Here is a 22,581-nt window from a genome sequence, read left to right as displayed (position 1 = left end):
GCGAGGTCAGTGGCCCAGCGGTCGGCGGGGGAGCGGTGAGGAGTAGACGACGCTGGTGGTGACCGATCCCAGGGCGCCGATCTTCCCCGAGACCTCCTCCAGGTGGCGCATCGAACGGGCCGCGACCTTGATCATGAAGCAGTCGTCGCCCGTGATGTGATGCGCCTCCAGGATCTCCGGCGTCACCGCGACCAGGTCGTGGAAGGGTTTGTAGTTGCCGTTCGGATAGCGCAGCCGCACGAACGCCAGGATCGGCAGGCCCAGTCGCTCCGGGTCCACGACCGCCGCGTACCCCTGGATCACCCCGGCCTCCTCCAGCCGCCGCACCCGCTCGGTGACCGCGCTCGCGGACATGGAGACGGCACGCGCCAGCTCGGCGAAGCCGGTCCGGCCCTCCCGCTGGAGGACGTCGAGGATGCGCCAGTCGGTGGCGTCCGGGGAGTAAGGGGAATGCGCGGTCATCCCTGAGGAATAGCAGGGGAATCCCCGGCGGATCAAGGGGAACGGCGGGGATCGTCCCTTCAGGGAGCGGGGCGGCGACCGTAGATTTCTGGCCGTAGGGACACCTCGTGACGCTTTGCGGCACCCCGTTTCACCTCGTGAAAGGCCGGACCATGAGCAGCATCACCGCCGTCAACCCCGTACTGCGGGTCGCCCCCGCCGCGCCCGCGGCAGCCGTCGCCCACTTCCGTGCGAGCCTCGCCTTCCACGCCGACGTCTCCGACGTGGCCGCCGCGCTCGCGGCCGGCGGCGATCCCGGCTTCGTCGTCCTCGACTCACGGTCCACCGAGTCCTGGGACCAGGGGCACATCCCCGGGGCGGTCCACCTCCCCACCGCGCTCGTCCCCGCACAGGCCGAGGCTCTCCTCGACAAGTCCGTGCCGGTCGTGACGTATTGCTGGGGCCCGGGCTGCAACGGCGCCACCCGCGCCGCCCTCGCGCTCGCCGAACTCGGGTACCAGGTCAAGGAGATGCTCGGGGGTTTCGAGTACTGGGTGCGTGAGGGCTTCGAGTTCGAGACGTGGGAGGGGCGTGAGCGAGGTGTGGTCGATTCGTTGACGGCGCCGGTCGCGGCGGGCGACTGCGGCTGCTGAATCCCGCGCGCCGTCCTTCAACTGGGCGCCCCGGCAGGCGAGTTCGCGTGCAGGCCGCCCGGACACGCGGGTCTCCCGAACCGCGAACATGTGGGATGGCTGTGCGTTAGGTTCTGCCCATGGCGCGATACGCGGAGCCGGGAACGGCGGTGCAGTGGGTGGAGTCGGGCGGCGGGCCGCTCATAGCGGTGCCGGAGACGGTGTTGCCGTTCTGGACGGGAGCCGACGGTGACGAACTCGCCTCGGACTACGACCGGGCGTGCGAGGTCGGTGGATACGCCGGCCTGCTGCCCGTGGGCGACAGCGCGGCGCTGGTCCTCGGCGAGGATCCCGCGTCGACCGCCTTCCTGCCGGAACACGGCACGTTCGTACGGTGGTGCGCCGCGAACTCCGAGGACGAGGCACTGGCCGGCGTGCCCGCCGCGCTCGCCTGCGCGATCTGGGAGAACGAGGTGGAGTGGCACGTACCCGGACCGCTCGTCCTCTTCGACTCGGCCTGGCCCGGACGCGACTCGGAAGGCACGGAACACCTGAAGGTAGACCTGGAACCGGGCCGCTACACGGTCCGCGCGGGTCAGGCCCAACCGGGCCCGGAGACCTGGCTCGGACTGGTCCAACTGCGAAGGCTTTCTGGCTGACGGGTAGCGCGGCGGGGCGGGGTGGGACAGGGCGTCGGCACTCGGTGGCGGATGCGGGTGCCGGTCGCGTCCTGGAACTGCCGTGCGGGGCACGGGACTTCGGCGCCGGTGGCGGGCTGCTGTTATTTCGTGGAACGGGCGTGTGGTTGAAGGGCGTTCGGCACCGGTGTCGGGATGCAGGTGTTGGTCGCGCCTGGGAACCGGCGGGCGGTTGAGGGGCTCCGGCGCCGGATGCAGGCGGCGACCGTGCCCCGGAACTGGCGGACGGCTTGCGGGACTTCGTCCCTGGCCTCAGACGCAAGCGGCGGCCGGGTCCTCAACTCCCGGACCCGGCCGCCGACATGTCACTCACGTGCGTCAGATGGGCGTCACAACTGCGACAGCTCGTCCACCAGGTCGTCCAACCCCAGTGAACCCTGCGACAATGCGGCCATGTGCCACGCCTTCAGGTCGAAGGCGTCGCCGTGCCGCTGCCGCGCGTTCTCCCGGCCCAACAGCCAGGCCCGCTGGCCGAGTTTGTAGCCGATGGCCTGGCCCGGGATCGTGAGATAGCGGGTCAGTTCGCTCTCCACGAAGTCCGCCGGCCGGCTGCTGTGCGCCCCGAAGAACTCCTGGGCCAGCTCCGGCGTCCACCGCTCACCGGGGTGGAACGGCGAGTCCGCCGGAATCTCCAGCTCCAGGTGCATGCCGATGTCGACGATGATCCGGGTGGCCCGCATCATCTGCCCGTCGAGGAAGCCGAGTCGCTCCTCCGCGTCGCCCAGGAAGCCCAGTTCGTCCATCAGTTGCTCCGCGTACAGCGCCCAGCCCTCGGCGTTGGCGCTGACCATGCCGACGGAGGCCTGGTAGCGGGACAGGTCGTCGGCGACGTGCGCCCACTGGGCGAGTTGGAGGTGATGGCCGGGGACGCCCTCGTGGTACCAGGTCGAGACGAGGTCGTAGACCGGGAACCGGGTCTGCCCCATCGTCGGCAGCCAGGTGCGGCCCGGCCGCGAGAAGTCCGACGAGGGGGAGGTGTAGTACGGTGCCGCCGCGCTGCCCGGGGGCGCGATGTGCGACTCCACCCGCCGTACCCGCTCGGCGAGTTCGAAGTGGGTGCCGTCCAGTTCCTCGATCGCCTTGTCCATCAGGCCCTGGAGCCAGACGCGGACCTCGTCGACGCCCTCGATGTGCCGGCCGTCCTCGTCGAGGTGCGCCAGTGCCACCCACGGGGTCTCGGCGCCGGGCAGGATCTTCTCGGCCTCCCGCTTCATCTCGGCGAGCAGCCGGTGGTACTCGGACCAGCCGTACGCGTACGCCTCGTCGAGGTCGAGCTCCGTGCCGTTGAAATAGCGCGCCCAGCGCACGTACCGCTCACGGCCCACCGTGTTCGGCGCGCCCTCGATCGCGGGCGCGTACACGTCCCGCATCCAGTCGCGCAGCTCCACCAGCGCGGCGGTCGCCGCGCTCGCGGCCTCGTCCAGCTCGGAGCGCAGGGAGTCGGGACCGGCCGAGGCGAAGTCCTCGTACCAGCCGCGTCCCTGGCCGTCCGTGTCCGACCACTCGGTGAGCTGGCCGATGAAGGTGGCCGTCGGGCGCGGGCCCGCGAACAGCTTGCGGTCCAGGCCGAGTTGGAGGGACTCGCGGTAGCCGGCCAGCGCGGTGGGCACCGCGCGCAGCCGTTCGGCGATCGCCGCCCAGTCCTCGTCGGTCCCTGTCGGCGTCAGGGTGAACACCTCGCGCACCGCGTGCGCGGGCGTGTGCAAGTTGCCGACCGCGCGGAGGCCCTCCTCGGCCTCGTGCACGGCGAGTTGGGCGGTGAGTCGTTCGCGCAGCAGGCGGGCGCAGCGGCGCTCGATGTCAGCGTCCGCTCCGGGCCGGAGCTCGGCCTCGTCGAGCTTCGTGAGCGTCGCCCGCTGAAGCTCCGCGAGGGCCTCCTGACCCGCGGGCGAGAGGTCGGTCAGCCTGCTCGAACTCTCCTTCACGCCGAGATACGTTCCGGTGACCGGGTCGAGGGCGATGAGGTCGTCGACGTAGGCGTCGGCCACCTGCCGGGGCAGCGGGGTGTTGGTCTGCGACATGGGGACCATCCTCATACGCCGAACTTCTTCCCGTCACCCCGATTCAGCTACGGGCGTGGCAAGCGGCAGCAAGGGCCCGCAGTCCCACTGCTGGAAGATCAACCGGGTCTCCACCCGGGCCACTTCGCGCCGTGACGTGAACTCGTCCAGGACCAGCCGCTGCAGATCGGCCATGTCCGCGACGGCCACATGGACGAGATAGTCGTCGGGACCGGTCAGATGGAACACGGTCCGCGACTCCGGCAGGGCCCGGATCCGCTCCACGAACGGCCCCACCAACTCCCGCCGATGCGGCCTGACCTGCACCGACAGCAGCGCCTCCAGGCCGCGTCCCAACTTGGCCGGATCGAGCCGCAGTTGATGCCCGAGGATCACACCGGCCCGGCGCAGCCGCGCCACCCGGTCCAGACAGGTCGACGGCGCGACCCCGACCTGCGCCGCGAGCTCGCGATACGTCGCCCGTGCGTCGTTCTGCAGCAACCGCAGCAGATGCAGATCAACCGGATCCAGTACGACGTTTTCGCTCATCGGCCGAACGTAACACGGGCCTCTGACCGTGGCGGCCGGTGATTGTTCACCCTTCGGTCCATGGACTCAGCGAGCCTGCACACCTCCCCGCCCCCGCGCGCCCTGGCCACCGAAGCCGTGCACGCCGGCCGCGACGACCTCGCCCGGCAGGGCCTGCACGCCCCGCCGATCGACCTGTCGACCACCTACCCGTCGTACGACAGCCGTGCCGAGGCCGCCCGCGTCGACGCCTTCACCGCCACCGGCGCCGAACCCGACGGCCCGCCGGTCTACGGCCGCGTCGGCAACCCGACCGTCGCCCGCTTCGAGACCGCCCTCGCCCGCCTCGAAGGCACCGAGAGCGCGGTGGCGTTCGCCAGCGGCATGGCGGCCCTGACCGCGGTCCTGCTCGCGCGGGCCGCGACGGGGTTGCGGCACGTGGTGGCGGTACGACCCCTCTACGGCAGCAGTGACCACCTCCTCACCGCCGGGCTGCTCGGCACCGAGGTGACCTGGACCGATCCGGCCGGGATCGCCGACGCGCTGCGCCCGGACACGGGCCTGGTCGTCGTCGAGTCCCCGGCCAACCCGACCCTGGCCGAACTCGATCTGCGCGCGGTCGCCCACTCCTGCGGCTCGGTCCCGCTCCTCGCCGACAACACCTTCGCCACCCCGGTCCTGCAACGCCCCGCCGAACACGGCGCACGCCTCGTCCTGCACAGCGCCACCAAGTACCTCGGCGGGCACGGCGATGTGATGGGGGGAGTGGTGGCCTGCGACGAGGAGTTCGCCGGGCGACTGCGCCAGGTCCGCTTCGCGACCGGCGGCGTACTGCATCCGCTGGCCGGCTATCTGTTGCTGCGCGGCCTCGCGACCCTGCCGATCCGGGTACGGGCCGCTTCCGCGACCGCCGCCGAACTTGCCCGCCGCCTCGCCGCCGACCCGCGCGTGGCCCGCGTCCACTACCCGCGCATCGGCGGCGCGATGATCGCCTTCGAGCCCCACGGTGACCCCCACGAGGTCATCGCGGGAGTCCGCCTGATCACTCCAGCGGTAAGCCTCGGCAGCGTGGACACCCTCATCCAGCATCCCGCGTCCATCAGCCACCGGGTGATGGACGCGGAGAACAGGAGGGGCGCGGGCGTGAGCGACGGCCTACTGAGACTGTCGGTGGGTTTGGAGGACGTAGAGGACCTGTGGACAGATGTGGACGGGGCGCTTGCGCCCCTCCCCAGGGGCGCGGGGAACTGCGCGACCAGCCACAGCGAACCCGCACCCGCCAAGGAAACCGCACTGACTACGGCGCTTCGGCCTTCCCGAACTCCGTGATTTCGACGGCACCCTCGGCCTCCGCCTTGCGCGCACCCAGCCGAGCCGTGACCACCAACGTCCCCTCCTCGATCTGATAGTCCAGCGGCAGCTCAAGCCCCCGCATCGCCGCGACCATCCCCGTGTTGGACGCCTGCGTCACGGCATACACGCTCTCGCACCCGGCCTCGACAGCCATCCCCACCAGCCGGCCCAGCAACTCGCTCCCGATCCCCCGCCGTTGCCAGTCGTCCTCGACGAGCAACGCGACCTCGGTCTCGTCCCCGTCCCACAGCAGGTGCCCGAGTCCGACGATCCGTCCCGAGGCCGTCTGTACGGCTAGCGTCCGCCCGTAGCGCGGGGAGAGCAGGTGGTTGAGATAGCGGTCGGCGTCACCGACCGGCCCGTGATACCGCATGCCCAGCGTCCGCGCCGAGCACCGCTCGTGCATCTCCCTCGCCGCGTCGACATCACCTGTGTCCGCGCGCCGCACGGTGATCGCGTTGCCCTCGGGCAGCGTCAGTACGTCCTGGCTGCGCGGGATGCGCGGACCGAGCCGGGCGTCCAGCTCGACCAGCGCCCGCGCCCGGGCGAACTCGGTGGGCGTGAACGGCAGATACGGCCGCTCCACTGTGATCACTCCGCCTTCCGGCGCCCGCAGCCGCATGACCGTGTCCTCCAACGACCCCTCCACCGGCACCGACTCCGGCTCGCGCCCCTTGCCGGCGACAACGTTGGCGGGCAGCGAACGGATGGTGCACCGGCCCAGCAACTGCCGTAGCGCCAGCGGCAGTTCCGCCGCGTCCAGGGCCGTCCGCGTGGCCAGACCCAGGACGCGGGTCGGCGCGTCCACCAGATCGTGGGCGTCGGCCCGCTCGATCCAGGTGCTCGAACCACCGGCCGACGCCACCAACCGGGTGATCTCGGACGCCGGGACCTCACCCGGTGCCCGCAGCAGGAACTCGTCCACCGTGCCCTCGGCCAGCGGATGCGTCTGCAGGCTCAGGATGTCGACCTGCCGGCCGGCCAGCGCCGTGCACAGCACCGCCAGCGATCCCGGCGCGTCCTGCACCGTCGTCCGCATCCGCCACAGCGCGGCGGGTTCGGCGACGGCGTCGGGCGTCGCGGCCGACTGCTCGGACTCGGACTCGTACCTGGACTCGGACGGGGGCTCCGATTCGGAGGGCCCGGTCCGCCGCACGGTCGCGGCCGGCCGGGCACCGGTATCACTCGTCGGCGGCGCATGACCGTGGCGGCGTGACCACCATGTGTGGAACCCCGCCGTGGCGATCAGCGCCAGCGCGGAGATCGCCAGCAGCACCGGACCGCCGGGCCCGTGCCCCACCAGATTCGCCACGACGTCCGCCACCGCGACCGCCGTGAACAGCGCGGCCAGCTCCACCAGGTCCCGCCGCCAGTGGTGCACCGGACGCCCGTGCTTCGCGCGCGTCACATCAGACATGTCTCGACTCATGCATCCACTGTGAAGGAAGGGTGTTGCGTGATCACGAACGCTCTGTGACCTACCGGTAAAAGCGTGGTTCTGTACCTTTTGCCGTTCTTTTGGTGAGTGCGGTGAACCGGAGGTCAGCCCTGTCCTCCTACGTCATGCGGCCACCTCCGCCACCAGCGCACTGCGCAGTCGACGTGCCTGAGCGACCAGCCGGGACGAGCCGCCCCGGGCCGCCGTCTGCGCCAGATACGGCAGGTCGCCCCGCGCTCCCGACCGCTCCGCGCACTCGGCGGCCACGGCGAGGAGGTCGCCGAGCGCCCGTGCGTGGGCGGGCTTGGCGTCGCCGTCGAGGTCGGCGAGCAGCGCGCTCAGGGTGTGGCGGAGGATCCCCCAGATGGTCGCGTTCGCCCCGGTCGCGGCCCCTGTCCGCACCGACTCGGCGAGCCGCGACGGCTTCACGGCCCCGCTCCGCACCAGCTCCCCGAGATCCGTCCCCAGTCGGGCCGCGTCCAACTGCTCACGCGTTGCGAGCACCAGCAAGGCGTCCACCGCCGCGAGCCGACCCTCGGGGTGTCGCGCCCCGAGACCGTACGCCACACACAGATGCGTGGCCTGGCCCGCCACGCCTCCGGACTCGGCCAGCAACGGGAGTACGGCGGCCGCGCTCCGGGTGTCGTCCAGCGCGACGGAGGACACGTCGCGCAGCAGCCGCGCCGCCACCAGTTCGCGACGCTCGGGGAGTATCGCGAGCCAGTGCCGTTGCATGTCCTGGTTCCAGTGGTGGCAGTAGTAACTCCCGCCGTGGGTGGTCACCGGCCGGCCCAGTGCGCGGAACTCCGCCGGGAAGAAGTCCTCCTGCAGATCGAGGAGTTCACCCAGTTCCACCGCGACGCGTGCCCCGAACGTCCGTCGCCTGCTCAGGGGCAGGGCGGGGCTCTCGGACGTCAGCCACAGGGCGAGCCGGGTGCCCTCCTTCGTGCCGAGGGCCTGCGCCCGCGCGGCGGCAGCGGCCGCCGCCGCCCTGTCCTCGCGGCGCACCCGCAGCAGCGCCTGCGCGAAGTCGGCCGCCGCGACCCGCGCACCCAGGCTTCGGTAGGTGCCCAGCCGGTCCACCAACTCGTCCGGTTCAAGCAGACCCGTGCCCCAACTCGGCGTCGACAGCAGGAACGGCATCGGCTCCGCGCGGAGCCGGTACGCCACCTCCCACACTCGGGAGTCGAAGGTCCGGGCCAGCGAGCTGTGCCCGCACTCCCGGGACAGGTGGGTGTGCTGCGCCCCTTCGTAGAGCGTGACGGTGCGTACCTTGTCCTGGAGCGTGGCCAGCAGGAGGTCGAGCGCGGACTCCGCGCTGCCGAAGGTGCGGTGGGTGCTGCTGAAGTGGTTGTCCGCGCGCCGCGCGTTCTCGGGATCGTCGGACCGCCACCAGCGGCGCGCGACCACCGGCACCAACGCCTCCAGCAGACCGTCCCGGTCCCGGTACGCATGACGCACGAGCCCGTCCAACGCCCGCTCGAACGCCGCCACATCGCCCTGGGCCGCCAGCAACGCCCCGAGTTCCTCGGCGAGTTCGACCGCCGACTCGGGTGCCGACAGGAGGCGTGTCCCCTCCGGTGACGGCGGGAGCATCTCCTCGTACACCGTCGCCGCCGCCGTCACCGGCGCGGCACCCAGCGTCTCCACCGCGCGTGCGCGCAGGGCCGGAATCAACTGGTCGGCCGCTGCGGCGAGTTCGGCCCGCACCTCGGTGGAGCCGACCTTCTTGAGGTGCCGCTCGACCAGCTTCAGTGCCCGCTCCTGGACCTCCGCGTCCTCGTGCCCGAAGACCTGCGCGAGGGCGGGCAGTACCTCGTCGGCGGCCGACGCGTCCCGTGCCAGGACCTTCCCCAGCAGGACGAGCTGCGCCCGGACGAGCTTCTTCTCGGGCCGGAACAGCACCGCGTCCGACATCTCCGCCAGTCGACGCGACGTCAACTCCCCGTCCAGAGCGAGGGAACCGAGCACCGACTGGGCATGCGACGCCACGACGGACACCGCGTCCGAAGCCAGCGCGGACCAGTCGGCGATCCGCTCCCGCTCCTCCTCGCGGGTCAGGGCGAGGGCTTTCAGCACGCGCAGGAACACCCGGTTGTCGAGGGTCGTACCGCCCCGCAGCAGCCGGGCCACGCACGCGTCCACCGTCCGCTTCCGGTCCAGGACGCCTTCGGCGGTGAGCTGGGCGAGCGCGTCGACCCAGTTGTTCGGGCCCTCGGTCGAGGACCATTCCAGTGGGCTGCCGATGTCCTCCGTCTCGAAGACCGCTGCCACCAGCTCCGCGAGATGCGGATCCTTGCGCAGCCGGTCGAGCAGGGTGTCCCCGCGCTGCCACAGGTGACCGGTCTGTTCCACCCAGCCCCGCACGTAGGCGTCGGTCGTCGGCACCGGGCAGCCCGAGAGCCGCACCAGACCGGCCATCAGCTCGTACGGCACGCCGGCGGAGGCCGGGCGCCCGGCGAGGCGGTGCGTCACATCGGCCAGCCACTCCGTGTCGCGGTCGCCCAGGATGTGGATCAGCAGCGCGGGGGACGACTGCGACCAGCGCATGTCGGTGCCGGCGATCCAGATCGCCGCGGCTGCCGCGCCTGTCTCGCAGGCGGCTCCGGCCGCGTGCAGAGCCGGGTAGGCGCGGCGGGACGGCTCCTCCCACGGTGCCTTGCGCAGCTCCTTGCGCAGCGCCTTCAACTCCGGCAGGAACGCCCGCCGTTCGGAGTCGGTCAGCCCGTCGAGCAGTCCCACCGCCTCGGCCGTTTGGCCACCCCGCACCGCTTCCATCAGCGAACTCATCGCACACCCCCGTCGATCCGCACCATGTTCTGATCCGTGTCCTGGTCCGCGCTCCGGACCGTGTTCTCCTCCGCCGCGGCACCCCGCCGCACCATCCGCACCGCCAGCGCGTGCTTGCACGGTCCGCGCCCGCCCCGGTACTTCGCCCACCAGACGCAACTGCAACTCAGCACCCCCGCCTCGTCCCGCACCCGGTGCACATGACCGTCCTCGGCCGTCACCGTCCCGAGCGCGCCCTCCAGACGCACCGCCCCCGCCGCCACCAGCGCGCGGGCCGAGCGCAGCCGCGGATTGTGACGCTCCACGCGCTGCGCGTCGTAGGGCAGTTCACGGTGGAAGTAGGCCGCCTCCGCCGTGTCGTAGCCGACGCGTCCCGAGGTGCCCAGCCGGGTCAGCGCGGCACGGACCCGCTCCGGGGTGAGCCCCGAGGAGGCGGCCATGTCGGCGACGTCGATGCGGGGCTCCCAGGCCAGCAGCACGGAGATCAACTCCGCGTCCTCGCCCGCCTCGTCGGCGCTGAGCGCGTCCAGCACCCCGCCCTCGCCGGAGAATCCGCGCGAGGCGTCCGGCGACAGCGTGAGGGTGAGCCGCATGCCCGGCAGGACGGCCTCCCACGCACCGGCCGTGGCACCGGCGCCGATGACGGAGGGGCCGTAGATCCGCAGGGCCGTCGCATGGCGCAGGACCCGCTGGAGTGCGATCAGGCGCTCCGGGCCGGGGAGGCACACCGCGCCCGGTACGGGGCGGGTGGTCGGGCGCAGGCCACGGCCCGCCGGCACGACCCACCGCGGACCGCTCGTGGTGCCGCGCGCCCCGCTCTTCGGGAGCGAGCGCAGGAACCGGACCGCCTCCGCCGCGGGCAGCTCGGCGCGCAGGTCGAAGCCGGCCGCTGCGACCTGGGCCTCCGCGAAGCCGCGCAGCCAACGGTCCGGCAGCGGCACCTTCTTCTCCACCACCGGGCCGTCCAGCGTGGTCACGGCCAACTCCTCGGGCCCGACCCGGAGATGGAGCGGATCGTCCGTGCCGATCCGGGACAGGGCCTCGCGCAGGGGGTTGTTGACGTCGACGTTCGTCGTGCCGTGTCCCACCTCGCCGCCGTCCAGTCCGGGGCCGAGGACGTCCAGCCGTGCGTACACCCCGCCGCAGCCGGAGAAGGACTCGAAGCGCAGCCGGTCGCCGCCCGCCGTCACCACCGGGTCGAGCGAGGCGGGCAGTTGGCGCTGGTAGTACCGCGTGGCCGCCACGTCGGCCACCGCCAGCAGCGCGGCCGAGGCCACCTGAGGAGACGTCAGGAAGCCCGCGAAGAAGCACGGATGGTCGGTGACACCCGAAGGAGTCGCACCTCGTGAGGTCTCCAGCCCGAGGCGCCGGCCATCCGCCGCCGACTCCAGTGCGGAGGGTCGGGGATAGGTCACGGCCTGCAAAGATCGCGTCATGGAAAAACCGTAGAGGCCACCACTGACAATCGGCCCTGACCTGCGAAAACGTCCGTTTCGGCGGGGAGTTGTCGCACGTCGGCACGCGCCGCGCACCGGGGGATGACGCCGGTGCGCGGCTCACGTACGAGGGTAGTGGAGTTACTGGCCGACCCGTCCCGGCTGAAGGGTCTTGGTGAACAGCACGGTGCCGTCCGACTCCCGCAGACGGACCGTCAACTCCCCGCTGTGGCCGTCGATGTCGACCTCGCCGAAGAACTGGTACCCCTCGGCCGGCGACACGTTCTGCGCGGTCGGCGCCTTCACGAACACCCGCTCCGGACCGAAGGTGTCGTCGAGTGCGCTGGCCGGGAAGGCGCCCGCGTTCAGCGGGCCGGAGACGAACTCCCAGAACGGCTCGAAGTCGGTGAACGCGGCCCGCGAGGGCTGGTAGTGCTGGGCGGAGGTGTGGTGCACGTCCGCCGTCAGCCACACGGTGCCGGTGATCCGCCGGTGCTTGATGTACCGCAGCAGCTCGGCGATCTGCAGCTCACGCCCCAGCGGCGCGCCCGGGTCGCCCTGCGCGACCGCCTCGATGTTCGCCTTGCCCTCGGTGGCGTCGGGCACGACCAGGCCGAGCGGCATGTCGGCGGCGATCACCTTCCACACCGCACGCGACCGCGACAACTCCCGCTTGAGCCACTCCAGTTGCTCGCTGCCGAGGATGCCCTGCGGGTCCACGGCCTGTTTGTCGGGCGAGTTGGCGTTGCGGTAGGTCCGCATGTCCAGGACGAACACGTCGAGCAGCGGACCGTGCCGCATCACGCGCTGCACCCGGCCCTCCTTCGCGCCAGGACGCAGCGTCGAGATCGGGAAGTACTCGCTGAACGCCCGCCGGGCACGCACGGCCAGGGCGTCGACACTCTTCTCCGTGTAGCGGGTGTCGGTGGCGGCGATCACCTCACCCGGGTACCAGTTGTTGCGCACCTCGTGGTCGTCCCACTGGATGATCGACGGAACCTGGGCGTTGAACCGCTTGAGGTTCTCGTCGAGCAGGTTGTAGCGGAAGTTGCCGCGGAACTCGGCCAGGGTCTCGGCGACCTTGGACTTCTCCTCCGTGGTGACGTTCCGGTACAGGCTGCCGTCGGGCAGGGCCTGGGTCGCCGTGACCGGACCGTCAGCGTAGATGTTGTCGCCGCTGCACACGAAGAAGTCCGGGTCGAGCTTGGCCATCGCGTCGTAGATGCGGTAGCCGCCGAGGTCCGGGTTGATGCCCCAGCCCTGGCCCGCCAGGTCACCGGACCACAGGAAACGCACGCCGCGCCGCCCGGTCGGCACCGTTCGGAACGTGCCGGCGACCGGCTCACCGGTACGACGCGGGTCGTCGGGGTCGGCGAGCAGCACCCGGTAGTGGATCTGCTGTCCCGAGGGCAGCCCGCGCAGCCGGGTGGTGCCGGTGAAGTCGGTGTCCGCGCCGAGCAGCGGACCGTGCCACCGGTGCGGGTTGCGGAACGACTCGGTGGCCGAGGTCTCCACGATCATCCGGGCCGGGCGGTCCGAACGCACCCACACCAGACCGGAGTCGGAGGTCACGTCCCCCGCCTGCACACCCCAGCCCGCCTTCGGGCGCCCGGAGAGGGCGAAGGCCGGCGCGGCCCCGAGGGCGGCGGGCACGGTCAGGGCCGCCGACGCGGCCAGGGAGCCGCGCAGGACGCTGCGGCGGGCGGGGAACGGACGATGCGACATGGGGTTGCGCCTCCACGGACGGGATGCGGTCAGGGTGCACTGCCACAACTACTGGTGCACCGCAGCGCACACGGAAACCACGGGTGAACAACGGAACGCGGCGACATCAGAGGCCGTGCGGGTGACGGGCGTCGGCCATGAGCCGTACCCCCGCACGGATCCGTCCGGGGGACAGATGCGCGTAGCCGAGGACCAGCCGTACGACCGCGTCGCCCGCACGCGCGTGTGCGTAGGCGGTGAGCGGGCGCACCGCGACACCCGCGCCGGCCACGCGTTCCAGGAAGTCCTCCTGGGGGCCGTATTTCTCCGGCAGTTCGGCGATGACGTGCAGCCCCGCCGCGATCCCGGTCACCCGCGCTCCGGGAAAGTGCTCCTCCAGGGCTGCGACGAGGGTGTCGCGGCGCTGCCGGTAGGCGCGTTGGCAGCGGCGCAACTGGCGGTCGTAGTCGCCGCGTTCGAGGAAACGGGCGAACAGCGCCTGGTCGAGCGTCGGGTGGCCGAGGTCCATGGTCCGCTTGCGCTCGACGACCTCGTCGGTCAGTGACTCGGGTACGAGCAGCCAGCCGAGCCGCAGCCCCGGGGCGAGGGACTTGCTGACCGAGCCCGCGTAGGCGACATGCTCCGGGTCGAGGCCCTGGAGCGCACCCACGGGGGCACGGTCGTAGCGGAAGTCGCCGTCGTAGTCGTCCTCGACGATCAGACCGTCCACCGACCGCGCCCAGTCGAGGAGTTGGGCCCGCCGCCGCGCGGAGTACGCGATGCCCGTGGGGAACTGATGGGCCGGCGTCGTCACCACGGCCCGTACGCCCGACGCCCGCAGCGGGCCGACCGCCAGGCCCTCCTCGTCCAGGGGCAGCGGTACGGTGCCGACGCCCGCCGAGGCGTACAGGGCGTCGTGCTGGGGGCTGCCCGGGTCCTCGACGCCGACGGTGCGCATCCCGCGCGCGTGGAGCACGAATCCGAGCAGCGCCGTCGCCTGCGCCACCCCGGAGACCACGACGAGCCGTTCCGGGTCGGCGACCACACCCCGGCGGCGCGTCAGGAGTTCCGCCAGGGCCGTACGCAACCGGGGCAGCCCGCGCGGATCGGGATAGCCGAGCAACTCGTGCGGCGACTCCGCCAGCACACCACGCTGCGCCGCCGCCCAGGCGGCACGCGGGAACAGCGACAGGTCCGGCGTGCCGGGCACGAAGTCGGCCCGGGCACCGGGGGAGCGCGGCGCGAGATCACGCGCGCGTGGCCGCCCCGCCCGTACGGCACCGCCCACCCAGGTGCCCGCACCCCGGCCGCTGCGCAGATACCCCTCCGCCGTCAACTGCTCGTACGCCTCCGTGACCAGTCCCCGCGACACCCCGAGGTCGGCCGCCAGGTCCCGGCTCGACGGCAGCCGGGTGTCCGGCGCCAGCCGCCCCGAACGCACCGCCTCGCGCAACGCCTCCTGAAGAGAACGGCCACGCGCGCGTGCCGGCGCCGAGACGGCGGGCAGCAGCAACTCCCAGGCGGCGGAACCCGTCAGGCCTGCCGGACCCGCCGGACCCGTCACGCCCTCCGGATCGGCCGGCCGCTCCGGATTGGTCCGCGATGACGTCATGGAAGTGGACCTTAAACCGGACCGCGGGTCTCCCTAGCGTCACCGCCATGAACGCCACCACAGCCCGCGGCGCCCCGCTCGCCGCCTTCGCCTGCGTCCTCGTCGGCGCGTCCTTCACCGCGAACAGCGTCCTGGGCGACTATCCGTACGCGGGCGGCCAGTTCCTGCGCTACGGCCTCGCCTGCCTGCTGCTCCTCCCGTTCACCGGCAGGGGCGCGACGGCCCGGCTGCGCGCGCTCCCGTCCCGCCAATGGGCCCGCCTCGCACTGCTGGCCGCCGTCGGCATGGTCGGCTTCAACCTGGCCGTCATCGCCGCCGAACGCAGCGCCGAACCGGCCGTACCCGGAGTCTTCGTGGGCTGCGCCCCCATAGCCGTCGCGGTCCTCGTCCCCCTCCTGGAAGGCCGCCGTCCGCGTCGGATCGTGCTCTACGGGGCGTCGCTCGTCGCCGTCGGCGCGTTCACGGTGCAGGGGTGGGGCCGTACGGACGGCGCCGGAATCGCCTTCTCCGGGTGCGCACTTGCGGGGGAGGTGGGCTTCGCTGTGCTCGCGGTTCCCGTACTGCGGCCCCTGGGACCGCGATTGCTGTCGGCCACGGTGTGCGGTCTCGCGGCGGTCGAGGCGGCGACGGCCGGGGTGGTCCTCGACGGGACGACCTGGCTGCGGCGCCCCGACGCCACCGAGGCCGCCGCGCTGCTGTGGCAGGCGGCGGTCGTCACGGTCGTCGGCTTCGTGTGCTGGTACATGGGCATGCAGCGGATCGGCGCGGAGCGCGCGACGCTCTTCTCCGGCCTCATCCCGGTCGCCGCCGCCGCTACCGCGCCGCTCGTCGGAACGGGCTCCTACGGGCCCGCCCAGGCCGCCGGCAGCGCCCTCGTCGGCGCCGGAGTCGCCCTGGGATCCGGTGCGTCGGCGCTGTTGCGGCGAAGGTCAGCGGCTGCCGTCGAGGATGACCCGCGCGACCAGCGCCGGGTCGTCGTTCATCGGGCAGTGCCCGCAGCCGGGCAGCCGCACCAGCCGGGAGCGGGGCATCATCTGCTTGGCGCGGACGCCCTGGCGGCGCAGCAGCAGCCGGTCCTGAGTACCCCAGGCCACGGTGACCGGGATACCGGGGACGTCGTCGGTGAACCGGACGCTCGTACCGGCTCGGAGGGTGTCGTCGAACCCGGGGGCGTCGACCAGCGCGCGCGTCTCGGCGACCACGGCCTCGGGTGAACGGCGGCCCGGGCGGGCGTAGATGGTGCTGGTGAGCGCGGTGCGGCCGACCGCCGTGCGCGCCAGCTTCTCGACCAGCGGGAGCGGCATGCCGCGGGCGATCCGCCGCATGGTGAGCAGCACACCGAAGGCGTAGCGGCGCTCGGCCTGGGACCAGAATCCGGCGGGGGAGAGCGCGGTGACGGACCGTACGATCTTCTCCCGGCCCAGCTCCAGGGCCATCAGGCCGCCGAGCGAGTTGCCCGCCACATGCGGACGGTCGAGCCCCAGTTCCTCGCAGAAAGCCCTGAACACGGCCGCCGTCGTCGAGAGGTCGTACGTCAGCCCGTCCGGGAGCGCGGGGGAGGCGCCGAAGCCGGGCAGGTCCACGGCGATCACATCGCGCTCGGTCGCGAGGATGTCCAGCACCGGGTCCCAGGCCTGCCTGTGGTGACCTATGCCGTGCAGCAGGAGCAGCGGCTCGCCGCGGCCCACGCGCGCGTAGGACACGGTCACGGTCTTCGGGCCCCGTGGAGTGGGGACCGGGAAGGAGACGGTGGCGGACATGGGGGTGCTCCTCGTCTGGGACGCGCTGACAGACGCCGTACAGGCCGTGTAGACAGCTTGTCAGCAACTGCTACTGACCGGTAGCCCCCGTCGCTGTCGTTCCATGACGGGGGCTTTGCCGCGCTGTCACCGAGAACGCCCCGTACGAACGCCCTGTGAACGCTCTGCGCCATGTCCGCTATGGGTTGCATATGACATGGAGGATTGGTCTTGACCAAGGGTGGGGGCCGCCCTATGGTCGCAGATAAGTGAAACAACCTTTAATAAACAAGGGCGCTAAAACGCCGCCGGAACACGGCGATTGCGGAGGACAGGGTGGGGACCACGCAGTTGGAATCGGTGCCGGAGCCGAAGTACTGGCATCTCAAGACAGTGCTGAGTGAGGCACTGGACTCCGAGTTCTCGGTGGGCGAGATCCTGCCCAACGAGCGAGACCTGGCGGCCCGCTTCGGCGTGGCCCGGGCCACGCTCCGGCAGGCTCTGGAGCAACTCGAACTGGAAGGCAGGCTGCAGCGCCGTCGCGGAGTCGGGACGACCGTCGCGCCGCCGCGCGTGGGTGTCGCCGTCGGCACCGAGCAGCAGGTCTGGCCGGGCGCCGGGGAGGACGCCTGGCAGTCCGTCGACTGTGTTCTGGCGGCACCGCCGGCGGCCGTCGCGGACGTCCTGGAGACCGGTTCCGAGGAACTGGTGCACACCGTGCGGCGCTCGAGGGTGAGCCACGGCCAGCCCGTCGCCGCCGAACTGCTCTACATCCCGGAGTCGTCGGTGCCCGACCTCTCCGCGATAGACACACCCTCCGCGACGGCACGCGCGCGTGCCGTACTGCGCGAGTTGCAGCGCCTCGAACTGGAGGGCCAGGACCGCGCCGTGGAACTCGGCTCGGCCCGCGCGGACGACGCCAAGGAACTGGACCGCCTCCCCGGGGCACCGGTCCTCGTCGTCACGACCCGCTTCTTCGCCGAGGGCCGCACCGCCGCGGTCTCCGTCGCGACCTACCGCGCGGACACCTGCCGCCTGACCTTCGCCGACTCGGGCAACGTAGAAATCCACCACGGCCCGGAACGCCAGGCTTCCTGACCACGGTCACACCACAACCGTCGCGCCCCGGAGCATTCTGCGGGGCGCGACACTTTTCCTGCCGATCACGACAGCGCCCCAAAGGGGCGCGGGGAACTGCGCGCCCAAGCCCCTATGAACCCGCACCCGACAATCAATCAGCGAGCCCAGCCACAACGAACCCGCACCCAAAAGACAACCAGCGAGCCCAGCCACAACGGCGCCGCACCCGAAACACGGCCCCACCGCCAAGCTAGCGCCGCGTCACCGTGCCCTCGACCGCGAACAGTTGCTCCTCGACATGGTCAAGTGCCAACCGCAGCGCCCCAGTTGCCGCAGCCGCCTCCCCGAGCAGCGACAAGGCAACCTTCGGCGGCCGCAGGCAATACCGCGCCAACTCCCGCCGCAGCGGCTCCAGTACACCGTCCAGCCCGGCCGCCCACCCGCCTACGACGACCAGTTCAGGATCGAGGGCCAGCACCAGCGCAGCGACATCGTGCACAAGGCGCTGGATGAACCGATCGACGGCCGCCATCGCCCGCTGGTCACCGTCCCGCGCCAGCGCGAAGACCTGCGCGACAGCCTGCTCGTCCAACGGATGCAGTGGCTTGTCCGTGGTGGAAAGCAACGTCTCCGGAGTCACGTCCCGCCCCAGCAGATGCAGTGCGCCGATCTCACCGGCCGCCCCGCGATACCCCCGGTGCAACCGCCCGCCGATCAGCGAACCGGCGCCAGGGCTCAGCCCGGCCAGCACCATCACCATGTCGTCGGACTCGGTGGCGGCACCCTTCCAGTGCTCGGCGACCGCCGCCGCGTTGGCGTCGTTCTCCACCAGCACCGGGCACTTGAAGGAGCGGCTCAACCGTTCGCCCAGGTGCAGCCCCGTCCACTGGGGCAGCGCGGTGCCCAGCCGCACGGTGCCGTCCGCCTCGACGATGCCCGGCGTGGCGACCCCCACCGCCCGCAGTGAGCCACGGGCGACTCCGGCCCGGCGCAGCAGCTCGGCGACCGCGGTGCGCAGCCGCTCCAGCCGCTCGTCCGCCGAGGCCGTCTCGTCGACGTCCTTGGCGATCGCGCCGAGCACCCGGCCGTCGAGGTCGGCGAGGAGTACGGCGACGCGATGTGCGCCGATCTCCAGGCCCAGCAGATGCCCGGCCTCGGCCCGGAACCGGAACCGCCGCGCGGGCCGCCCCTGCCGCCGTACAACGCTCTCGTCGGCCGCCTTCTCGACGACCAGCCCGGCCTCGATCAGTCCCTCGACGACGCCCTCGACGGTCGGCCGGGACAGACCCGTCACCCGGGTGATCTCCGTCAGCGTGGCGCAGTCCGTGGCACGCAACGCGTGCAACACCACTGCGGAGTTGATCCTCCGCAGCAGCGAGGGGTCCCCGCCGGTCAGCCCCGCCAAGGTCTGTCCTCCCAGCTCGTGCGCGTGTTGGGCGGATCGTACTCGGCGCGGCGGACCCCGGCGAGTGCCGGGCGCTCTCGACCCACCCGCCCCACCTGTTCACCCCGGCGCGACGAACCCCGACTCGTACGCCGCGATCACCGCCTGTGTACGGTCCCGCGCCCCCAGCTTCGCCAGCACGGCGCTCACATGCGACTTCACCGTCTCCGTCCCGACGACCAGCCGGGCCGCGATCTCGGCGTTCGACAGACCCCTCGTCATCAGCCGCAGCACCTCGGCCTCACGCTCGGTCAACTGGGCCCGCGCCATCACCGCGCGCGCCGCCCGGTTCCCGCCGTCGTCGCTGTACTCCGCGGCCAACTGCCGTACGGAGGCCGGGAACAGCAGCGACTCGCCCTCGGCCACCAGCCGTACCGCGTGCACGATCTCGGCCGGCCGGGCCCGCTTCAGCAGGAAGCCGTCGGCGCCGGCGCGCAGTGCCTCGTACACGTACTCGTCGTTCTCGAAGGTCGTGATGACCAGGATCTTCGGCGGGTCGTCGACCGTGCGCAGCACCGCGCGCGTGGCCTCGATGCCGTCCAGGAGCGGCATCCGTACGTCCATGGCGACCACGTCCGGCCGCAACTGCCGCACCAGCGGGATCACCGCCGCCCCGTCGGCGGCCTCCCCGACCACCTCGATGTCCGGCTGCGCCTCCAGCACGGCCCGCAGACCCGCGCGTACGAGGGGTTCGTCATCGACCAGGAGAACGGTGACCGGCATCCGGCCAGCCTAGATCAGCCCAGCGGCAGCTCCGCATGCACCTGCCAGTCACCCTCGTCGGGTCCGGTGTGCGCCCGGCCGCCGAGCAGCGCGGCCCGTTCGCGTATGCCCCGCAGACCGCTGCCCCGGCCCGGACCCGGTATCGCCGCCGTCAGTGGATTGCGGACCTCCAGATCGAGGGTGCCGTCCGCGACCTGGATACGGACCCGGACCGGCACGGACCCCGCGTGCCGCAGCACATTCGTCAGCGCCTCCTGCAGAATCCGGTACCCCTCCCGGGAGACCGGCCCCGACACCGTCTCCAACGGACCGGTCACCTCCGCGTCGACCTTCGCACCGGAGGCCCGCGCGGACTCCAGCAGCCGGTCGGCGTCGACCAGCGTCGGCCGACTGCTCACCGGCCGCTCCGCCTCGCGCAGCACGCCCAGCACCCGCTCCAGGTCCTCCAGAGCGGCCCGACCGGTCTCCTCGATGGCACCCAGCGCCCGCTCGGTGAACTCCGGGTCGCCCGCCGCACGGGCCGCGCCCGCCTGCACCACCGCCACGGTGAGCGCGTGACCGATGGAGTCGTGCAACTCCCGCGCTATGCGGTTGCGTTCCAGCAGTTGCTCGGTGCGCTCCTCCAGGGCGGCGAGCCGCTCCGCGCGGGAGGGGCCGAGCAGCTTCCGGGCCAGGAGCGTGGCCAGCTTGCCCAGGCCGACAACGGCGGCGTACAGGGCGATCAGGGGGAGGGGCGCCAGCAAGGCGTACCACCCGTGCGGGGTGGCTTCCTTGAGAAGAGGGACGTCGTCGGACACGTGTCCGCGTGCGGTGTCGATCAGTTGGAAAGCGATGATCGGCAGCCAGACACAGGAACCCGCGGTCACCCAGCCCAGCGCCATCCGGGCCTCCAGCCACAGCACGGTCCGGCCCCGGTCCCGCCAGGTCGCCGATGGCGCCACGGAGATCCCCGAGTCCTCCTTGCCCGGAGTCAGCAGCAATTGCGCCTGCACCCCCTCACCGATCCGCACGGCCGGGATCAGGCCGACCGGGATCAGCGCGAGCGCGGGCGCGTACGGCGTCTCCGGGCTGATCAGGATCCACACGGCGGTGATCAGCATCGGCACCCAGAGGTGCAGCAGACGCGTATACGTCGTCCCCCGGAGCAGCGGGCGCAGGAAGCGGGCCATTTGGACATCGTGACAGTTGGCACTGACAATCGGCCTCCCCCGGACGGGGGAGACGATCTCCACCGGCGGGGGAGGCCCCAACTCCCTTGAACGACCAGGCTGTTCACCATGACCAGCATCGACGTACGAGACCTCACCAAGGAGTTCGGCACCCGGCGAGCCGTGGACCACGTCACCTTCGGCGTCCGCCCCGGCAAGGTCACCGGCTTCCTCGGCCCCAACGGCGCCGGAAAGTCCACCACCATGCGCCTCGTCCTCGGCCTCGACCGGCCCACCTCCGGAACCGCCACCGTCGGAGGCCGCCCCTACGCCGCGCTCGCCGAGCCGCTGCGCCACGTCGGCGCCCTGCTCGACGCGCAGGCCGCGCACGGCTCCCGTACCGGCCGCGACCATCTGCGGGCCCTGGCGGCGAGCAACCGCATCCCGGCGGCCCGGGTCGACGCGGTGCTGGAGGAGACGGGACTCACGTCGGTCGCGCGGCGCCGGGTGAAGACGTACTCCCTGGGCATGCGCCAGCGGCTGGGCATTGCCGGTGCCCTCCTGGGCGACCCCGAGGTGGTCCTCCTGGACGAGCCGTCGAACGGCCTCGACCCCGAAGGCATCGTCTGGATCCGGGAGTTGCTGCGCAGACTGGCGGCGGAGGGCCGCACGGTCCTGGTCTCCAGCCACCTCATGAACGAGACCGCCTCCTTCGCCGACCACCTCGTGGTCCTCGGACGGGGACGGCTCCTGGCCGACACCCCGATGCGGGACTTCATCGACGCGCGCGTGCAGCCCCACGTACGCATCCGTACGACGGACGCGGGCGCCCTCAAGAGCACCCTCGCCGGGCACGGTCTCGACCCCGTGGAGCAGGAGGACGGGCACTGGACCGTGGCGCACGCACGCGTGGACGAGATCGGCACCCTGTTGTCCGCCGCCGGCGTCCCGATCCTCGAGCTGGCCTCCACCGAGGGCACGTTGGAGCAGGCCTATCTCGATCTGACAGCCGGCGAGACCGAGTTCACCGCATCGCACCAGGAGGCCTGACCATGGCATTCACGCCCGTGTTCCACTCCGAGTGGATCAAGATCCGTACCCTGCGGTCACAGGTCGCGGCCCTCGCCATGATGCTCGTGGTGACAGTGGCCTTCTCCGCGCTCGCCTCGTCCGACACCGGCGGCGACGACTTCGACCCGCTGTTCGCGGTCTTCTTCGGCGTCGCCTTCGGACAGATCGCGGCGATCGCCTTCGGCACGACGGCCGTGTCCTCCGAGTTCCAGGGCGGAGCGCTACGGCTGTCGCTGGCCGCGGTGCCGCACCGTGGGCGCTGGTTCGCGGCCAAGGCGACGGCGATCGCCGTACCGGTGTTCTCCGCCGGCCTGGTCACCGGTGCGGTGACGCTGGCGGTCGGCAGGGCGGTGCTGGGCGCCGAGGCCGACGGGCTCGGCGCGGCGGAACAGGTGCGCGGTGTGGTCGGCTGCGCCGTCTATCTCACGCTGATGGCGTTGCTCGCGGCCGGTCTCACGGCGGTGCTGCGCAGCGGAGTGGCGACGCTGAGCATCGTCATACCGTTCCTGCTCATCGTGTCCTTCGTGGTCGGCGACGCGTCCAGCGACATCGCCGATCTCCTGCCCGACCGGGCCGGCCAGGTGGCACTCCACGCGACCTGGGACGGGGCGATGGGGCCGTGGACCGGACTCGGGGTGACCGCGCTGTGGGCTGCCGCGGCGTTGGCGGCAGGAGCGTGGAGCGTACGGCGCCGGGACGCCTGACCGACCGGTGGACCGCTGGCCCTGTGCGGCTGGATCGCAG

18 protein-coding genes and 1 pseudogene are annotated in these 22,581 nt (G+C 72.0%); 7 read left to right on the top strand and 12 right to left on the bottom strand.

The genetic code is table 11. The annotated features are described in order from the left end of the window. Positions 1 to 6: 6 nt before the first annotated feature. Positions 7 to 462, bottom strand: a complete 456-nt coding sequence (locus tag OG223_RS09760) for an Lrp/AsnC family transcriptional regulator (protein ID WP_329245279.1) — start codon at positions 460 to 462, stop codon at positions 7 to 9. 152 nt (positions 463 to 614) lie between these two features. Between OG223_RS09760 and OG223_RS09755 the strand changes: the two genes are divergently transcribed. Both OG223_RS09755 and OG223_RS09750 read left to right on the top strand, forming a co-directional pair. Then, a complete protein-coding gene (locus OG223_RS09755) occupies positions 615 to 1,094 on the top strand; it encodes a rhodanese-like domain-containing protein (RefSeq protein ID WP_329245276.1) in 480 nt (159 codons plus the stop codon). A gap of 119 nt (positions 1,095 to 1,213) precedes the next feature. After that, positions 1,214 to 1,732, top strand: coding sequence for an immunity 21 family protein (locus tag OG223_RS09750; protein ID WP_329245274.1), 519 nt, complete (start codon positions 1,214 to 1,216; stop codon positions 1,730 to 1,732). 368 nt (positions 1,733 to 2,100) lie between these two features. Here OG223_RS09750 and OG223_RS09745 read toward each other — a convergent pair whose 3' ends face one another. Beyond that, positions 2,101 to 3,792 (bottom strand): DUF885 domain-containing protein, encoded by a 1,692-nt coding sequence (locus tag OG223_RS09745; protein ID WP_329245272.1) that lies wholly within the window; start codon positions 3,790 to 3,792, stop codon positions 2,101 to 2,103. A 33-nt stretch (positions 3,793 to 3,825) separates the two neighbouring features. After that, positions 3,826 to 4,320 carry an Lrp/AsnC family transcriptional regulator gene (locus tag OG223_RS09740; RefSeq protein ID WP_329245269.1) on the bottom strand — a complete coding sequence of 165 codons (495 nt, stop codon included), beginning with the start codon at positions 4,318 to 4,320 and terminating at the stop codon, positions 3,826 to 3,828. 60 nt (positions 4,321 to 4,380) lie between these two features. Here OG223_RS09740 and OG223_RS09735 point away from each other — a divergent pair, with 60 nt between their 5' ends. Continuing rightward, a complete protein-coding gene (locus tag OG223_RS09735) occupies positions 4,381 to 5,628 on the top strand; it encodes a trans-sulfuration enzyme family protein (protein WP_329245266.1) in 1,248 nt (415 codons plus the stop codon). Here OG223_RS09735 and OG223_RS09730 read toward each other — a convergent pair. From OG223_RS09730 to pdxR, 5 genes are all read right to left on the bottom strand, one after another. Next, the gene (locus OG223_RS09730; protein ID WP_329245264.1) at positions 5,597 to 7,069 is read right to left on the bottom strand and encodes a GNAT family N-acetyltransferase; all 1,473 of its coding nucleotides are present in this window, start codon (positions 7,067 to 7,069) and stop codon (positions 5,597 to 5,599) included. The genes OG223_RS09735 and OG223_RS09730 overlap by 32 nt on opposite strands. Before the next feature lie 144 nt (positions 7,070 to 7,213). After that, a complete protein-coding gene (locus tag OG223_RS09725) occupies positions 7,214 to 9,880 on the bottom strand; it encodes a DUF7824 domain-containing protein (protein ID WP_329245261.1) in 2,667 nt (888 codons plus the stop codon). Continuing rightward, positions 9,877 to 11,316: an SWIM zinc finger domain-containing protein gene (locus OG223_RS09720; protein ID WP_329245258.1), complete on the bottom strand. Its 1,440-nt coding sequence runs from the start codon at positions 11,314 to 11,316 to the stop codon at positions 9,877 to 9,879. The genes OG223_RS09725 and OG223_RS09720 overlap by 4 nt, the downstream gene beginning before the upstream one ends. A gap of 141 nt (positions 11,317 to 11,457) precedes the next feature. After that, entirely contained in the window at positions 11,458 to 13,041 is a 1,584-nt protein-coding gene (locus OG223_RS09715; RefSeq protein WP_329245255.1) for an alkaline phosphatase D family protein, read from the bottom strand. A 106-nt stretch (positions 13,042 to 13,147) separates the two neighbouring features. Continuing rightward, positions 13,148 to 14,632, bottom strand: coding sequence for a MocR-like pyridoxine biosynthesis transcription factor PdxR (gene pdxR, locus OG223_RS09710; protein ID WP_329245252.1), 1,485 nt, complete (start codon positions 14,630 to 14,632; stop codon positions 13,148 to 13,150). Here pdxR and OG223_RS09705 point away from each other — a divergent pair. Beyond that, positions 14,623 to 15,516: pseudogene (locus tag OG223_RS09705) on the top strand (DMT family transporter); the annotation flags it as partial. The gene pdxR and the pseudogene OG223_RS09705 sit on opposite strands and share 10 nt — an antisense overlap. Positions 15,517 to 15,561: 45 nt before the next feature. Here the strand turns inward: OG223_RS09705 and OG223_RS09700 are convergent. Continuing rightward, on the bottom strand, positions 15,562 to 16,392 hold the full coding sequence (locus tag OG223_RS09700; RefSeq protein ID WP_329245249.1) for an alpha/beta fold hydrolase: 831 nt from the start codon (positions 16,390 to 16,392) through the stop codon (positions 15,562 to 15,564). A 315-nt stretch (positions 16,393 to 16,707) separates the two neighbouring features. Between OG223_RS09700 and OG223_RS09695 the strand changes: the two genes are divergently transcribed. Then, the gene (locus OG223_RS09695; protein ID WP_329245244.1) at positions 16,708 to 17,469 is read left to right on the top strand and encodes a GntR family transcriptional regulator; all 762 of its coding nucleotides are present in this window, start codon (positions 16,708 to 16,710) and stop codon (positions 17,467 to 17,469) included. A 232-nt stretch (positions 17,470 to 17,701) separates the two neighbouring features. On the opposite strand, the gene OG223_RS09690 is transcribed toward OG223_RS09695, so the two are convergent. The 3 genes from OG223_RS09690 to OG223_RS09680 form a co-directional block, all read right to left on the bottom strand. Then, on the bottom strand, positions 17,702 to 18,856 hold the full coding sequence (locus OG223_RS09690; RefSeq protein WP_329245241.1) for an ROK family transcriptional regulator: 1,155 nt from the start codon (positions 18,854 to 18,856) through the stop codon (positions 17,702 to 17,704). Between the two features lie 99 nt (positions 18,857 to 18,955). Next, positions 18,956 to 19,618, bottom strand: coding sequence for a response regulator transcription factor (locus OG223_RS09685; protein ID WP_329245239.1), 663 nt, complete (start codon positions 19,616 to 19,618; stop codon positions 18,956 to 18,958). A gap of 14 nt (positions 19,619 to 19,632) precedes the next feature. Then, complete coding sequence (locus OG223_RS09680) at positions 19,633 to 20,787, bottom strand: sensor histidine kinase (protein ID WP_329245236.1); 1,155 nt, start codon at positions 20,785 to 20,787, stop codon at positions 19,633 to 19,635. Between the two features lie 108 nt (positions 20,788 to 20,895). Between OG223_RS09680 and OG223_RS09675 the strand changes: the two genes are divergently transcribed. Further along, on the top strand, positions 20,896 to 21,816 hold the full coding sequence (locus tag OG223_RS09675; RefSeq protein ID WP_329245233.1) for an ABC transporter ATP-binding protein: 921 nt from the start codon (positions 20,896 to 20,898) through the stop codon (positions 21,814 to 21,816). 2 nt (positions 21,817 to 21,818) lie between these two features. Continuing rightward, positions 21,819 to 22,541 carry an ABC transporter permease gene (locus OG223_RS09670; RefSeq protein WP_329245230.1) on the top strand — a complete coding sequence of 241 codons (723 nt, stop codon included), beginning with the start codon at positions 21,819 to 21,821 and terminating at the stop codon, positions 22,539 to 22,541. Positions 22,542 to 22,581 lie beyond the last annotated feature (40 nt).

This window comes from Streptomyces sp. NBC_01478, assembly GCF_036227225.1.
Taxonomy (GTDB): Bacteria; Actinomycetota; Actinomycetes; order Streptomycetales; family Streptomycetaceae; genus Streptomyces.
This window is presented reverse-complemented; position numbering and strand designations above follow the sequence as displayed.

Bases quoted from the DNA above. Each gene is read 5' to 3' on its own strand.
- OG223_RS09700 (WP_329245249.1), bottom strand. From the start codon at position 16,392: ATGTCCGCCACCGTCTCCTTCCCGGTCCCCACTCCACGGGGCCCGAAG.
- OG223_RS09715 (WP_329245255.1), bottom strand. From the start codon at position 13,041: ATGTCGCATCGTCCGTTCCCCGCCCGCCGCAGCGTCCTGCGCGGCTCC.
- OG223_RS09670 (WP_329245230.1), top strand. From the start codon at position 21,819: ATGGCATTCACGCCCGTGTTCCACTCCGAGTGGATCAAGATCCGTACC.
- OG223_RS09755 (WP_329245276.1), top strand. From the start codon at position 615: ATGAGCAGCATCACCGCCGTCAACCCCGTACTGCGGGTCGCCCCCGCC.
- OG223_RS09760 (WP_329245279.1), bottom strand. From the start codon at position 462: ATGACCGCGCATTCCCCTTACTCCCCGGACGCCACCGACTGGCGCATC.
- OG223_RS09675 (WP_329245233.1), top strand. From the start codon at position 20,896: ATGACCAGCATCGACGTACGAGACCTCACCAAGGAGTTCGGCACCCGG.
- pdxR (WP_329245252.1), bottom strand. From the start codon at position 14,632: ATGACGTCATCGCGGACCAATCCGGAGCGGCCGGCCGATCCGGAGGGC.
- OG223_RS09750 (WP_329245274.1), top strand. From the start codon at position 1,214: ATGGCGCGATACGCGGAGCCGGGAACGGCGGTGCAGTGGGTGGAGTCG.
- OG223_RS09730 (WP_329245264.1), bottom strand. From the start codon at position 7,069: ATGTCTGATGTGACGCGCGCGAAGCACGGGCGTCCGGTGCACCACTGG.
- OG223_RS09685 (WP_329245239.1), bottom strand. From the start codon at position 19,618: ATGCCGGTCACCGTTCTCCTGGTCGATGACGAACCCCTCGTACGCGCG.
- OG223_RS09725 (WP_329245261.1), bottom strand. From the start codon at position 9,880: ATGAGTTCGCTGATGGAAGCGGTGCGGGGTGGCCAAACGGCCGAGGCG.
- OG223_RS09745 (WP_329245272.1), bottom strand. From the start codon at position 3,792: ATGTCGCAGACCAACACCCCGCTGCCCCGGCAGGTGGCCGACGCCTAC.
- OG223_RS09720 (WP_329245258.1), bottom strand. From the start codon at position 11,316: ATGACGCGATCTTTGCAGGCCGTGACCTATCCCCGACCCTCCGCACTG.
- OG223_RS09735 (WP_329245266.1), top strand. From the start codon at position 4,381: ATGGACTCAGCGAGCCTGCACACCTCCCCGCCCCCGCGCGCCCTGGCC.
- OG223_RS09680 (WP_329245236.1), bottom strand. From the start codon at position 20,787: ATGGCCCGCTTCCTGCGCCCGCTGCTCCGGGGGACGACGTATACGCGT.
- OG223_RS09740 (WP_329245269.1), bottom strand. From the start codon at position 4,320: ATGAGCGAAAACGTCGTACTGGATCCGGTTGATCTGCATCTGCTGCGG.